14 protein-coding genes are annotated in these 12,767 nt (G+C 63.4%); all 14 read left to right on the top strand.

All coding sequences use genetic code 11. The features are described 5' to 3' along the window. The first annotated feature begins 43 nt into the window (after positions 1–43). The 14 genes from tsaB to VOI18_RS01930 all read left to right on the top strand — a co-directional run bounded on the left by tsaB (position 44) and on the right by VOI18_RS01930 (position 12,711). Positions 44–685, top strand: coding sequence for a tRNA (adenosine(37)-N6)-threonylcarbamoyltransferase complex dimerization subunit type 1 TsaB (tsaB, locus tag VOI18_RS01995; protein WP_323760730.1), 642 nt, complete (start codon positions 44–46; stop codon positions 683–685). Continuing rightward, on the top strand, positions 682–1,143 hold the full coding sequence (locus VOI18_RS01990; protein ID WP_323760729.1) for a GNAT family N-acetyltransferase: 462 nt from the start codon (positions 682–684) through the stop codon (positions 1,141–1,143). The genes tsaB and VOI18_RS01990 overlap by 4 nt, the downstream gene beginning before the upstream one ends. A 37-nt stretch (positions 1,144–1,180) precedes the next feature. After that, entirely contained in the window at positions 1,181–1,600 is a 420-nt protein-coding gene (locus VOI18_RS01985; protein ID WP_323760728.1) for a Fur family transcriptional regulator, read from the top strand. Positions 1,601–1,642: 42 nt separating this feature from the next. After that, the gene (locus tag VOI18_RS01980; protein WP_323760727.1) at positions 1,643–2,947 is read left to right on the top strand and encodes a TCR/Tet family MFS transporter; all 1,305 of its coding nucleotides are present in this window, start codon (positions 1,643–1,645) and stop codon (positions 2,945–2,947) included. Between the two features lie 109 nt (positions 2,948–3,056). After that, entirely contained in the window at positions 3,057–4,427 is a 1,371-nt protein-coding gene (gene miaB, locus VOI18_RS01975; RefSeq protein WP_323760726.1) for a tRNA (N6-isopentenyl adenosine(37)-C2)-methylthiotransferase MiaB, read from the top strand. Continuing rightward, complete coding sequence (locus VOI18_RS01970) at positions 4,424–5,458, top strand: PhoH family protein (RefSeq protein WP_323760725.1); 1,035 nt, start codon at positions 4,424–4,426, stop codon at positions 5,456–5,458. The genes miaB and VOI18_RS01970 overlap by 4 nt, the downstream gene beginning before the upstream one ends. Then, positions 5,455–5,940, top strand: coding sequence for an rRNA maturation RNase YbeY (ybeY, locus tag VOI18_RS01965; protein ID WP_323760724.1), 486 nt, complete (start codon positions 5,455–5,457; stop codon positions 5,938–5,940). The genes VOI18_RS01970 and ybeY overlap by 4 nt, the downstream gene beginning before the upstream one ends. Then, entirely contained in the window at positions 5,933–6,823 is an 891-nt protein-coding gene (locus VOI18_RS01960) for a hemolysin family protein (protein ID WP_323760723.1), read from the top strand. Before ybeY ends, VOI18_RS01960 begins: the two co-directional genes overlap by 8 nt. Continuing rightward, positions 6,823–8,436 (top strand): apolipoprotein N-acyltransferase, encoded by a 1,614-nt coding sequence (gene lnt / locus VOI18_RS01955; protein WP_323760722.1) that lies wholly within the window; start codon positions 6,823–6,825, stop codon positions 8,434–8,436. The genes VOI18_RS01960 and lnt overlap by 1 nt, the downstream gene beginning before the upstream one ends. 87 nt (positions 8,437–8,523) lie before the next feature. Further along, positions 8,524–8,946 (top strand): helix-turn-helix transcriptional regulator, encoded by a 423-nt coding sequence (locus tag VOI18_RS01950; protein WP_323760721.1) that lies wholly within the window; start codon positions 8,524–8,526, stop codon positions 8,944–8,946. Between the two features lie 53 nt (positions 8,947–8,999). Continuing rightward, positions 9,000–9,686 carry a tRNA (guanosine(46)-N7)-methyltransferase TrmB gene (trmB, locus tag VOI18_RS01945; RefSeq protein ID WP_323760720.1) on the top strand — a complete coding sequence of 229 codons (687 nt, stop codon included), beginning with the start codon at positions 9,000–9,002 and terminating at the stop codon, positions 9,684–9,686. Positions 9,687–9,823: 137 nt separating this feature from the next. Then, the gene (rimP, locus tag VOI18_RS01940; RefSeq protein ID WP_323760719.1) at positions 9,824–10,360 is read left to right on the top strand and encodes a ribosome maturation factor RimP; all 537 of its coding nucleotides are present in this window, start codon (positions 9,824–9,826) and stop codon (positions 10,358–10,360) included. Positions 10,361–10,391: 31 nt separating this feature from the next. Continuing rightward, positions 10,392–12,110: a transcription termination factor NusA gene (nusA, locus tag VOI18_RS01935; RefSeq protein WP_323760718.1), complete on the top strand. Its 1,719-nt coding sequence runs from the start codon at positions 10,392–10,394 to the stop codon at positions 12,108–12,110. 16 nt (positions 12,111–12,126) lie between these two features. After that, the gene (locus VOI18_RS01930; RefSeq protein ID WP_323760717.1) at positions 12,127–12,711 is read left to right on the top strand and encodes an RNA-binding protein; all 585 of its coding nucleotides are present in this window, start codon (positions 12,127–12,129) and stop codon (positions 12,709–12,711) included. Positions 12,712–12,767 lie beyond the last annotated feature (56 nt).

Here is a 12,767-nt window from a genome sequence, read left to right as displayed (position 1 = left end):
TCATGCCTTCGACCTGCCGGAGAATATCCGCTAAAGGGCGATCATGAGCTGGCTGGCAATCGATACGACGGGTGAGCACTGTACGGTCGCGCTGCGACTTGCAGATGGAAGCGACCGGGTAATCAGCGACCGGATCGGTCGCGGGCATGCCGAGCATCTCGCGCCCATGGTGCAGAAGCTGCTGGCCGACACCGCGACTGTGCCGGCGACGCTGACACGCATCGGCGTCACCATCGGCCCGGGCAGTTTCGCCGGGACCCGGGTAGGTGTCGCTTTCGCGCGGGGCCTGGCACTGGCCTGTGACGCTGACTGTGTCGGTGTCGGAAATCTGTCGGTCCTGGCCCGCCAGGCAGGGGCAGACGGCCCGCTAGCCGTGCTGCACGACGCAAAGCGCGGCGAGGTGATCGTGCAGATCTGGCGGGATGGTACCGCCGGGGCACCGGAACGGGTGGCTGTCGCGGACCTCCCCCGACGTCTCGCCGGGCAGGGCGGTGCGACGTGCAAGGTGACCGGGTCCGGCGCCTCGCTTCTGCCGCCCGGCTTTACCGATCTTGGCATTGCAATGATCGACCCATTGGTCCTGTTGGCGATAACCGGGGAACTCGAGCTGCAGGCCAATCTTCCGTCTCCCTTCTATGCGAGACCGCCCGACGCCAAGCTGCCGGGCGGCGTGTTACCGGCATGAGGTTGCCCGCCGAGCCTGCCCTGGCATCCAGCGCCGAAGAACTGGCGGCGTTGCATGGGCGTTGTTTTGCGACCGGCTGGTCGGCCCGCGAGTTTGGGGCTCTCCTCAACCTGCCGGGCTGTATCGGCCTGGCCTGCCGGGAGGACGGCCGGTATGTGGCTCTCGCCCTGTTCCGCCAGGCACTGGACGAGGCTGAGCTGCTGACCCTGGGCACTGACCCCGCATACCGGCGAAGCGGCCTTGCTGACACGCTCCTGACAAGCGGCGAATGCCGCCTTTTCAATCAGGGAGTCGCCCGGGTTTTCCTGGAGGTTTCGGACCAGAACCCCGCTGCTGCGGCCCTGTACGAGCGGGCGGGCTATGGCGAGGTCGCCCGTCGCAAGGCCTATTATCGTGATGGCAACGATGCGCGGGTGCTTGAAAAATGGCTGCGCAAAGATGGACAGACCGGCCCGTGACCGCCTATTTCTCGTCGGGTCTATCAGGGGAATGAACATGCCGGACCGGATCGAGAAGCTTTGCGTCGCCAAAGGGCTGCGGATGACGGACCAGCGCCGCGTCATTGCGCGTGTCCTGTCGCAGTCCGACGACCATCCCGATGCCGAGGAATTGCACCGCCGCGCTTCCGACGAGGACCCGCGCATCTCACTGGCGACCGTCTATCGAACGGTGCGGCTGTTTGAAGAAGCCGGCATCATCGAGCGCCATGATTTTCGTGATGGACGATCGCGCTACGAAGAAGTGGGTGATGAACACCATGATCACCTGATCGATTTGAAATCCGGCGAAGTCATTGAATTCGTCAACGAGGAAATCGAGCGCTTGCAGGAAGCGATTGCCCGCAAGCTGGGCTACAAGCTTGTCGATCACCGGCTGGAACTCTACGGCGTGCCTCTCAAGAGCGCCGACGACTAGGCGCGGGGTCCGGCCGAGCCGGTCCGACACCGAGGAATTTTCATGTCCGTGCGACCGGCCGGCAAGAACGCCATCATCTTCATTTTCATTACCGTGTTGATCGACATGATCGGCTTTGGCCTGATCATTCCGGTGATGCCGGCGCTCCTGCATGAGTTGACAGGTCTTGACGCCAACGAGTCGGCGGTCATGGGTGGCTGGCTGATGGCCAGCTATGCCGGCATGCAATTCTTCTTCGCACCGATCATTGGCGGCCTGTCCGACCGCTTCGGACGCAAGCCGGTTCTTCTGGCCGCGCTGGGTGGTTTCACCATCGACTATCTGATCATGGGGTTCGCGCCGGTGTTCTGGCTGCTGCTCGTGGGGCGTATCCTGGCCGGCATTTTCGGTGCCAGCTATTCAACCGCCAACGCTTTCATTGCTGATATCACGCCGCCGGAAGAGCGGGCGGGACGGTTTGGCATGATCGGGGCCGCTTTCGGAATCGGATTCATTGTCGGGCCCGCCATCGGTGGTTTCCTCGGCGAATGGTTTGGCCCCCGCGCGCCCTTCTTCGCCGCTGCCGCGCTCGCAGGCCTGAATTTCATTTACGGTTTGGTGGTGCTGCCCGAAACCCTCAGTCCGGAAAACCGTCGAGGCTTTGACTGGCGCCGGGCCAACCCGTTTGGCTCGATCTACCAGATGCGTCACTATCCGGTGGCGCTCGTTCTGATGGGTGCGATTTTCCTGATGCTGTTTGGCCACGCCGTGTATCCGGCGATCTGGTCTTACTACTCGACCTTCAAATTCGGGTGGAGCGAAGCGGATGTCGGCCTGTCCTTGATGGTGGTCGGGCTCACTGCGGCGATTGTTCAGGGCGGGCTGACGCGCATTCTGGTGCCCAAGCTTGGTGAATGGCGAGCCATCATCCTGTCGCTCAGTCTCGCGGTCGTCGCCTATACGGCCTACGGCCTCGTGACCGAGGGCTGGATGGTCTATGTCGTGATCTGCGTCGCGGCGATCGGCGGGATCGGGCAACCTGCACTACAAGGCGTGATGTCGCGGATTGTTCCCGCCAATGCCCAGGGCGAACTTCAAGGTGCCATGACGAGCCTTCAAAGCCTGTCCATGGTCGTGGGGCCGCTGCTGATGTCGCGAGTGTTCAAGTATTTTTCCGGCGATAGCGCTCCGGTTTATCTGCCCGGAATTCCCTTCTACCTGGCTGCTGGACTGACCTTCCTGGCCTTGCTGGTCGGGCTTCAAGCCCGCCGCCATGCAGCGCGAGCGGCCGCCGCCTCGGTGCCGACGCCTGCGGAGGCTGCGTCCGATACGCCGGTCGCCTCGGGTGTCATGCCGAAGCGCGATTAGTCGCAGCCCTTGCGAGGCAAGGCTATTTCAAGCATAACCCGCGCCTTCCAGCGACCGGATCGTCGGTCCGGGACAGCGGTGAACGGACTGTGGCAAACTGGCTGAACTCATGAGCACGACGCGCAAACGCCTCTTCATCAAGACCTATGGCTGTCAGATGAATGTCTATGATTCCGACCGGATGAAAGACGTTCTGACGCCGCTTGGCTATGAGTCGGCGGAGACGCCCGAGGGCGCGGATCTGGTTATCCTCAACACCTGTCATATCCGCGAAAAAGCTGCCGAGAAGGTTTATTCCGAGCTGGGCCGTCTGCGTCCACTGAAGGACGAGAAGGCCGCGTCCGGCGGCATGACGATTGCGGTCGCCGGCTGTGTGGCCCAGGCCGAAGGCGCCGAGATCATGAAGCGGGCGCCAGTTGTTGATCTGGTCGTTGGCCCGCAGACCTATCACAAGCTGCCGGAACTGATCGCCCAGGCCCACCGCGCCAAAGGCGAAGCGCTCGATACCGAGTTCGAGGTCGAGGACAAGTTTGACCGGCTCGGCAGCGACCGCCAGGTCGAAGGCTATTCGGCTTTCGTTACCGTGCAGGAAGGCTGTGACAAGTTCTGCACCTTCTGTGTCGTGCCCTATACGCGCGGTGCTGAATGGTCGCGCCCGGTCGATCAGATCGTCGCCGAAATCCGCGCCTTGGCCGCCAAGGGCATCCGCGAAGTCACCCTGCTGGGTCAGAACGTCAACGCTTTCCACGGCGCGCCGCCAGCCGGCCGCGAGGACGAGGGTGCCTGGGGGCTGGGCAAGCTGGTCCGACATGTCGCCCTGATCGGCGGTATCGAGCGCATCCGATTCACCACCTCGCATCCGCGCGACATGGACGAAGACCTGATCCAGGCCTTCGCCGATACGCCCAAGCTGATGCCGTATTTCCACCTGCCGGTTCAGGCTGGTTCGGACAAGATCTTGAAGTCGATGAACCGCCAGCATACGGCGCAAGAATATGTCGCGATCATCGACCGTCTCCGTGCCGTGCGGCCGGACATCGCCATCTCGGGCGATATGATCGTCGGATTTCCCGGCGAGACCGACGCCGACTTCGAGGCCACGCTCGAGCTGGTTCGCCGCGTCAATTACGCGTCCTGCTTCTCGTTCAAATACTCCAAGCGTCCGGGCACGCCGGGTGCGGCGATGTTCAACCAGGTCGATGAGGGCGTGAAGTCGGCCCGGCTTGCCGTCTTGCAGGAATTGCTGAGCGACCAACAGGCCGCGTTCAATGAAAGCATGATCGGCCGGACCTTGCCGGTCCTGTTCGAGAAGCCCGGGCGCCTGGATGGCCAGCTGCACGGGCGCAGTCCCTACCTGCAATCGGTCCATGTTGACGGCCCGGCCGAGTTGATCGGCCAGATCGGCGAGGTCCGGATCGAGGCGGCTTCCCGCAATTCCCTGTCCGGCTCGCTGACCGGTACCAAACGGAGTGCCGCGTGACCGGTTCGCGTCCCCCGGCCCGCAAGCGGGCTGCCAAACCCCGCAAGGCGGCATCGGAAAGCCTGTATTTCGAGGATGTCGAACGTCTGCGCGGCATGGCCGGCGCCGGAGACCGCTTCCTGATGATCATGGAAGAGGATCTGGGGGTTTCCATGAGCGCGCCCGGTCGTGGCCAGGTCGTCATCACGGCGGAAGACAGCAGTGCCCGCGACGAAGCCAAAAGGGTGCTCAAGCGGCTTTATGCCAGTCTCGAACACGGGCTGACCTGCGATGAGGCCGCCGTGCGGGCGGCACTGCGCATGCATGATGATGCGGAATCGCCAGGCCTGGTCGATGATGGTGTCATCCGGGTGCCGCGCGGCTCCAGCCTGATTGCCCGCACCGAGGGTCAGCGCGCCTATGTCCGCTCCCTGAAAAACGAAAAAGCCTATGACCTGATTTTTGGCGTCGGCCCGGCCGGTACGGGCAAGACGCTTTTGGCCGTGGCCTATGGCGCCTCCATGCTGGTCCAGCGCAAGGTCGAAAAGCTGATCATCACGCGGCCGGCGGTCGAGGCGGGCGAGAAGCTGGGCTTTCTGCCGGGTGACCTCAACGAAAAGGTCGACCCGTACCTGCTGCCGGTCTGGGACGCCCTCGCCGACACGCTGGGGCGAGGTCAGCTGGAAAAGATGCGCGAGGATGGCCGGATCGAGGTTGCCCCGATCGCCTTCATGCGGGGGCGCACGCTCAACCGGGCCTTTGTGATTGTCGACGAAGCGCAGAACACCTCGCGCGCGCAGATGCAGATGGTGCTGACCCGCTTGGGCGAAGGCTCCCGGATGGCCGTGACCGGTGACCCAAGCCAGTGCGACCTCGGACCGCGTGATCCGTCCGGCCTGCCCCATGCGCTCGATATCCTGGCCAACACCAAAGGTGTTGCCATTACCCGGTTTTCGCGCGTTGATGTGGTGCGCCACAATCTCGTGGCGCGGATTGTTGAAGCCTATGAGGAAGATGCGCGGCGCCAGTCCGGCCCTGTGCAACCACGATGAACGCCGTTGACCTGATTGTTGAAGATGACGCCTGGTCATCGCTGGACGGCAAAACCCGGCTCGTCGAGCAGGCGATCTCTGCAGCCTGCCAGGAGATGCCGGATCGCGCGCCGGGCGTTGTGGCGATTCTGCTGGGCAGTGATGACGCGATCGCCGACATGAACGCCCGCTTCCGCGGCAAGGCGGGTCCGACCAACGTGCTGTCCTTTCCCGCCGGTGAACATGCCGACAATCATTTGGGCGATATCGCCATCGCGCACGGTGTGGTGATGCGGGAGGCTGGGAACCGCGCCCTCGATCCGGCCGATCACCTCCGACACCTGGTCGTTCATGGCTTCTTGCACCTGCAGGGTTATGACCATCAGCGTGACGATGAAGCCGAAGCGATGGAGGCTCTCGAGTGCCGCGTCCTCGCCCGTCTCGGTGTTGCCAACCCCTATGCCAATGAGGATCCGGGCACTGCCCGCTATCAGAATGACTGACACGCCTTCCCCAACCACCCCCAGCCCGCGATCCTGGTTTTCGCGTCTTGTAGGGTCTGTTCAACTTTCCTCCGGCGGGTCCGCCACATCATCGGCGCAGCCTGCACCGAATTCGATCGAGGCCGACGCGCTGGACAAGCTGCGGGTCGCGGACGTGATGGTGCCGCGTGCGGATATCATCGGCGTTGATGTCGCCACGCCGCTGGGGCAGTTGGCCAAGATATTCGCCGAGGCCGCGCATTCGCGCCTGCCGATCTATCGCGATACCCTCGACGACCCGGTGGGCGTTGTTCACATCAAGGACGTGGTCAGCCATCTGGCGCCCGGATCGTCGGGCAAGCGCCCGGCCGGATGGGCTCACAAGCAGGTGTTGCCGTCGATCGGTCGCCCCTTGTTGTTCGCACCGCCATCGATGAAAGCGCTCGACCTTTTGCGCCGGATGCAAGGGCGGCGCATGCACCTTGCGCTCGTGGTCGATGAGTACGGTGGAACGGATGGGCTGGTGACGCTGGAAGACCTGATCGAGCCAATTGTTGGCGATATCGAAGACGAGCACGATGACGAGGAAACGCCAGCAATCCGGTCGCGTGGCCCGGGCGTCTGGGATGTCGAGGCGCGTGCCGAGATTGATGCCTTCGAGGCGGTTGTCGGCGAGGAGATCGCCGCCGAGGATGAGGATGAGGATGTCGACAGCCTTGGCGGGCTGGTGTTCACGCTGATCGGTCGTGTGCCCGAGCGCGGTGAAGTGATCCGGCATCCGACCGGCTATGAATTCGAGGTCATCGAAGCCGATACGCGGCGCATCAAGCGCATGCGGGTGCGGGCACCGAACAAGCGCCCCAAGCCGGCGGCTTCCGAAGCGGACGGTCCGGACGCCGGCTGATGCGACGGGCCCACCTTCTGATCTGGTGGCCACGCACCTGGCTGGCCAGTCGGGCCGGCTGGCGGCCACGGGCCGTCCTGGTGGTGGCGGGCCTGTTCAGCGCGCTGGCAGCGGCGCCGCTGCATATCGTGCCGGCCCTGATGCTGGGTCTGTGGACCCTGTTTGCGGCGCTGGACGGGTCGAGACGCTTTGATCATCCCCTGCGCAGTGCCTTCCTGCGCGGCTTTCTGTTTGGATTTGGCTATTTCATCGCCGGCATGTCCTGGGTGATCTATGCCTTCCTGACCCGCGGCAACGGGGTGGAGTATCTGGCGCCGGTCGCCCTGCCCGCCCTCGCCGCGCTCATGGCGGTCTTCTGGGGAATTGGCGGCATGATCTACGTCGCGCTCGCCCCACGCTCTGTATGGCGTGTGCTGGTCTTCGCAGCCGCATTGGCATTTGCGGAATGGCTGCGTGGCCACCTGCTGGGCGGTCTGCCCTGGAACCTGCCGGCCTATGTCTGGCCGGCCGGCGGCCTGGTCAGCCAGACGGCGTCATGGTTTGGCGTGTACGGGCTGAGCCTGCTGACCATATTTGTCCTGACCGCGCCGTTGCTGGCGGTCACCCCGCGGCTGGAACTGGGACGCACCCTGCCGACTTTCGCCGCTTTGGGAATTTCCATGATCGTGTTGGCCACGGGTGCCATTCGCCTTGCCGCCAGCTCGCCCGACGATGTTCCCGGGGTCACGATCCGGCTGGTGCAGGCCGGCATTCCGCAGTCCCAGAAATGGGGTGATGAGGGCGCGGCCCTGACCCGCGACCGTTATCTCGACCTGACCGCGCGGCCGGGTATCGAGCAGGTCACACATGTCGTCTGGCCCGAGGGCGCACTGCCGACTTTCATGTTGGAGGACGGCCATACGCTGGCCCGCATCGGCGATGTATTGACCCGCGGTCAGGTCTTGCTTGCGGGCGTCAACCGGCGCGCCTCCGACGGGCAAGGCCTTCGTTACTACAACACCCTGGCTGCCTTGCGATATGAATCGGGCACGCCCCGAATTGCCGCCCTGTATGACAAGGTGCGCCTGACCCCGTTCGGCGAGTTCACGCCGCTGTCCGGTGTGATGGCCATGACCGGCATCCCGGCCTTGCGTGACCTGGCCCGCTACGAGTTCACCCCGGGTCCGGGGGCGAATGTTCTGGATGTGCCGGGCGCGCCGCGGATGTTGCCGCTTATCTGCTACGAGGCGATCTTTCCGGGGTTTGTTCGGTCCTCGGAGCAGCGTGCCGGCTGGATATACAATCTGTCGAATGATGCCTGGTTCGGTCCGACAACGGGGCCTCGCCAGCATTTCAACCAGGCCAGCTATCGCAGCATTGAAAGTGGCCTTCCCATGGTCCGCTCGGCGGCCTTGGGCGTTTCTGGCGTTGTTGATGCGCTGGGACGACCGGTGGTGAGGCTGGATCCAAGCGCGGAGGGTGTGCGCGATGTCGCCCTGCCCGGCCAGCTCGGCCGTACGCCCTACTCGTTCTGGGGCGACGCGCCCTTTCTTGCGTTTTGCCTGCTGGTTCTGGCGGGCATGGCCTGGCAGCGTTATCGCGGCTTGCGGCAGGCAGGCCAGTCGCAGCCGTGAGATGAGTTGATTGGAAGGCACCCCTTTGGTTGTGCTATCCTGCCCGGACTGACCCGCATTCTGGCTCAACCCCTGTGAGGTGATCCAATGCCGAAGGTGAACCCTCGGGGGCCCAATCCGATCGACATTCATGTCGGCTCGAGAATTCGGTTGCGCCGGCAATTGCTCAAGATGAGTCAGGAGCGGCTGGGGGATGATCTGGGTGTGACATTCCAGCAGGTCCAGAAATATGAGCGCGGCGCCAATCGCGTCGGCGCCAGCCGGCTCTACCGGATGTCCCGTGTTCTGGAGATTCCGGTCCAGTTCTTCTTCGAAGGCATGGGTGAGCGGTCGACCCTGACCGGCATGGCTGAGGATGACCAGACACCCATTGTCTATGACTTCATTCAGAGCACCGACGGGGTAGCGCTGGCCGAGTCCTTTTCCCGCATCAAGGACCCCAAGGTCCGCAAGCGGGTCTTGGAGCTGGTGCGTACGCTGGCGGATGAAGACGAAGGGGCGGGACCCTGACCCGCTGACATTCCCGGTGCAAGCCGCTCCGGAAACCGCTAAACCCGCGCCCCATGACGTCTGAGCCTGCACAAACACCCGCTTTCCGCCTGTTCGGCCGTGCCCAGGGCAAACCCCTGTCGGCGCGGCAGCAAGGTCTTGTCGACCATCTTTTGCCTCGCATCGGCCTGCCCGATGACGGCGAGATTGACCCCGCTGAACTCATGCCGGGGCGTGACCGCCAGACCCTCGAAATCGGCTTTGGTGGTGGCGAGCATCTGGTCGCCCAGGCCGCCGCAGCCCCGCAAACCGGGTTTATCGGCGTCGAGCCCTTTCTCAACGGCGTCGCCAAGGCGCTGACGGCGATCGATGCCGAAGGTCTTGCCAATGTGCGCCTGGCACGGGCGGATGCGCGCGAGATCCTGCCACGCTTTGCAGCGACCTGTCTGGATCAGGTTTTCTTGTTGTTTCCGGACCCTTGGCACAAGAAACGCCACGCCAAGCGTCGTTTTGTCCAGTCATCCACGCGCGACGAATTCGCGCGCCTGCTCAAGCCCGGTGGCCGCTTGCGTATCGCCACGGACGTCAAATCCTATGCCGATCACTGCATGGTCGAGTTTGCCGGCGACAACCGTTTTGTATGGCAGGCCCGGTCGGCGGATGACTGGTCCTGCCCGCCCGCGGATCATGTCACCACCCGTTACGAGACCAAAAATCTGGGCGATTGCGCTCCGGTCTTCATGGACTTTGTCCGGGCCTGACAGAGTCAACCGTCTTGCCAATCGCCGCCACCCGGCGTATAGGGGGGTTCACTACAAGTTCGATTGTATCGGATGATACATTCGAGCGGTCGCCCACGGCGGCCGCTCTTTTTGTTTCTGCAAACGGGGCCGACGCCTTGAAAACAAAGTCGCCACAGGATGATCGCATCCTTGCCCTCGCCGAGCCGGTAGCTGCCGAGCTCGCGCTTGAGGTGGTGCGTGTCCGCATCATGTCCGGGAAGCGCCCGCGCCTCCAGATCATGGCCGACCGGACCAATGGGACCGCTATCGAGGTCGAGGACTGCGCCCGTTTCTCGCGAGCTCTGTCCGAGGTGTTCGAGGTCGAAGACCCGGTTGCCGGCGAGTATGACCTTGAGGTTTCTTCGCCCGGAATCGATCGCCCGCTGACCACGCTGGCCCATTTCGGGCGCTGGGAAGGCAATGAGGTCAAGATCGAGCTGGACCGCCTTGCCGAAGGCCGGAAGCGGTTTCGCGGCCTGCTCGCCGGTGTCGAGGACGATCAGGTCGGCCTCGACATGGAAGGCGAAGACGAAACGACGATGATCCCGTTTGACTGGATCGTTGAGGCCAAACTGGTTTTGACAGACGCCTTGATTGAGGCGGATTTGAAAGCGCGGGGCCGTGGCGCCGCGACGACTGAAGGAGACGAATGATGTCGCTTTTCAACGCAACGGGGATCACCCGATGAGCATTGGTGTTAGTGCAAACCGGCTGGAATTGCTGCAGATCGCCCGTGCGGTCGCCGCAGAGAAGTCCATCGATGAGTCGATCGTGATCGAAGCCATCGAGGAAGCGATCCAGAAGGCAGCGCGCTCCCGTTACGGGGCGGAAAACGACATCCGCGCCAAGATCGATCCGAAAACGGGCGAGCTTGCGCTGACCCGCAACATGACCGTTGTCGAAGAGGTCGAAAACGACAGCCAGGAGCTCAACCTCGCTGACGCCAAGAAAATCGACAAAACGGCCGAAATCGGCACGGTGTTCTCCGATGAGCTGCCGCCGATCGAATTTGGCCGTGTGGCATCGCAGACGGCCAAGCAGGTCATCACCCAGAAAGTCCGTGAAGCCGAGCGCCAGCGCCAGTTTGAAGAATACAAGGACCGTGTCGGCGAGATCATTTCCGGCATCGTGAAGCGTGTTGAATACGGCAATGTCATCATCGATCTCGGCCGCGCCGAGGCGATCATCCGCCGTGCCGACGGCATTCCGCGCGAAAACCTGCAGAACAATGAGCGCGTCCGCGCCTTCATCTATGACGTGCGTGAAGAGGTCCGCGGCCCGCAGATCTTCCTGTCCCGCGCCCATCCCGATTTCATGGCGGCCCTGTTCTCCCAGGAAGTGCCGGAAGTTTACGAAGGCATCATCGAGATTCCGTCGGTTGCCCGTGATCCGGGCTCCCGCGCCAAGATTGCGGTGATTTCCAACGACGCCTCCATCGATCCGGTCGGCGCCTGTGTCGGTATGCGCGGTTCGCGCGTCCAGGCTGTGGTCTCCGAGCTCGCGGGCGAGAAGATCGACATCATTCCGTGGTCGGACGACCCGGCGACCTTCATCGTCAACGCCTTGCAGCCGGCCGAAGTGGCCAAGGTCGTTCTCGATGAGGAAGACCAGCGCATCGAGGTTGTCGTTCCGGACGAGCAGCTGTCGCTGGCGATCGGTCGTCGCGGCCAGAATGTGCGTCTTGCCTCGCAGTTGACCGGCTGGTCGATCGACATCCTGACCGAAGAAGAAGAGTCCGAACGTCGCCAGAAAGAGTTTGCCGAGCGGACCCAGCTGTTCATTGCAGCCCTTGATGTTGACGAGGTGATTGCCCAGCTTCTGGCGACGGAAGGCTTCACCGACGTTGAGGACCTGGCCTATGTCGACCTCGGCGAGATCGGCGCCATTGAAGGTTTCGACGAGGATACGGCCGAGGAAATCCAGGCCCGGGCCCGCGATTATCTCGACCGTCTGTCCGCTGAACAGGATGCCAAGCGCAAGGAGCTGGGCGTCGAGGATGCGGTACTTGAGGTCGAGGGCGTTGTGCTCGCCATGGCCGTCAAGTTCGGTGAGAACGACGTCAAGACTGTCGACGACCTTGCAGGTCTGGTAACCGACGATCTGCGGGGCTGGTTTGAAACGAAGAATGGCGAGCGCGTGCGCGAGCCGGGCATCCTGGAAGAGTTCAATCTGGCCGCTGAAGATGCCGAGATGATGATCATGCGGGCCCGCGTTGCGGCCGGCTGGATCTCGGAAGAGGACCTGCCGCAGCCGGAAGTCGTTGAAGAGGAGGCCGATGAGGCCGCCGCTGCCTTCGACGTCGAAAACATGGATCTGGCCGCACTGGAAGCCGAAGCCGAGGCCCTGGGTCTCGACCTCGACGCCGAGCTGCCGGAAGAGGACGGGGAGACGAAGGCTGACTAGCCCCCGGGCCAGCTTGATGCGGGAACGGCGCTGCGTTGTTACCGGAGATGTTCGCGAGGAAGCGAACCTGATCCGGATGGCCCTCGGGCCTGGCAACCAGCTCGTTCCCGACCTTGCCGCCAAACTACCCGGGCGTGGCGCCTGGGTCAGTGCGGAGCGGGGAATGATCGAGAAGGCGGTCAAGAAGTCCGCCTTCAACCGGGCCTTCGGGTGTCCGGTGACGATGCCGGAAGACCTGCCGGGCCTGATCGAGGCCCAGCTGGTCACACGGGCGCTCAGTCTCCTGGGGCTGGCGCGTCGTTCCGGTGACCTGGCAGTGGGCTATGATGCGGTGCGTCTGGCCCTGAAATCTGCCAAGCCGGCCTGGCGCATTGAAGCGTCGGACGGTGCCGAGGACGGGCGGTCCAAACTGGATCGGCTGGCCTTTGCGGCCTGGGGCGATGTCCCGGTCGCTGGATGTTTCACGGCGGAAGCCATTGGCGACGCGGTTGGCCGCGCTCCGGTGGTCCACGCCGCCATGTCGACGGGCTCGCAAGCGCGTGCCTTTACGACTGTGATGGGGAAGCTTTCGGGCTTCCAGCCGCTCGTCCCGCAAGGCTGACGTGCGGAGATTGCCGCGATAGCGGTTGATATCGGCCTTGAGCTGGCTAGTTTAGC

Origin of the sequence: Maricaulis sp. (genome assembly GCF_034670125.1) — a bacterium.
Classification (GTDB): Bacteria; Pseudomonadota; Alphaproteobacteria; order Caulobacterales; family Maricaulaceae; genus Maricaulis.
The sequence above is the reverse complement of the archived record's forward strand: the minus strand, read 5'-3'. Positions and strand labels throughout refer to the sequence as shown.

Excerpts from the sequence above, each read along its gene's own strand:
- VOI18_RS01980 (WP_323760727.1), top strand. The coding sequence starts at position 1,643 with ATGTCCGTGCGACCGGCCGGCAAGAACGCCATCATCTTCATTTTCATT.
- nusA (WP_323760718.1), top strand. The coding sequence starts at position 10,392 with ATGAGCATTGGTGTTAGTGCAAACCGGCTGGAATTGCTGCAGATCGCC.
- trmB (WP_323760720.1), top strand. The coding sequence starts at position 9,000 with ATGACGTCTGAGCCTGCACAAACACCCGCTTTCCGCCTGTTCGGCCGT.
- VOI18_RS01950 (WP_323760721.1), top strand. The coding sequence starts at position 8,524 with ATGCCGAAGGTGAACCCTCGGGGGCCCAATCCGATCGACATTCATGTC.
- VOI18_RS01930 (WP_323760717.1), top strand. The coding sequence starts at position 12,127 with ATGCGGGAACGGCGCTGCGTTGTTACCGGAGATGTTCGCGAGGAAGCG.
- VOI18_RS01990 (WP_323760729.1), top strand. The coding sequence starts at position 682 with ATGAGGTTGCCCGCCGAGCCTGCCCTGGCATCCAGCGCCGAAGAACTG.
- VOI18_RS01960 (WP_323760723.1), top strand. The coding sequence starts at position 5,933 with ATGACTGACACGCCTTCCCCAACCACCCCCAGCCCGCGATCCTGGTTT.
- tsaB (WP_323760730.1), top strand. The coding sequence starts at position 44 with ATGAGCTGGCTGGCAATCGATACGACGGGTGAGCACTGTACGGTCGCG.
- ybeY (WP_323760724.1), top strand. The coding sequence starts at position 5,455 with ATGAACGCCGTTGACCTGATTGTTGAAGATGACGCCTGGTCATCGCTG.
- lnt (WP_323760722.1), top strand. The coding sequence starts at position 6,823 with ATGCGACGGGCCCACCTTCTGATCTGGTGGCCACGCACCTGGCTGGCC.
- VOI18_RS01985 (WP_323760728.1), top strand. The coding sequence starts at position 1,181 with ATGCCGGACCGGATCGAGAAGCTTTGCGTCGCCAAAGGGCTGCGGATG.
- miaB (WP_323760726.1), top strand. The coding sequence starts at position 3,057 with ATGAGCACGACGCGCAAACGCCTCTTCATCAAGACCTATGGCTGTCAG.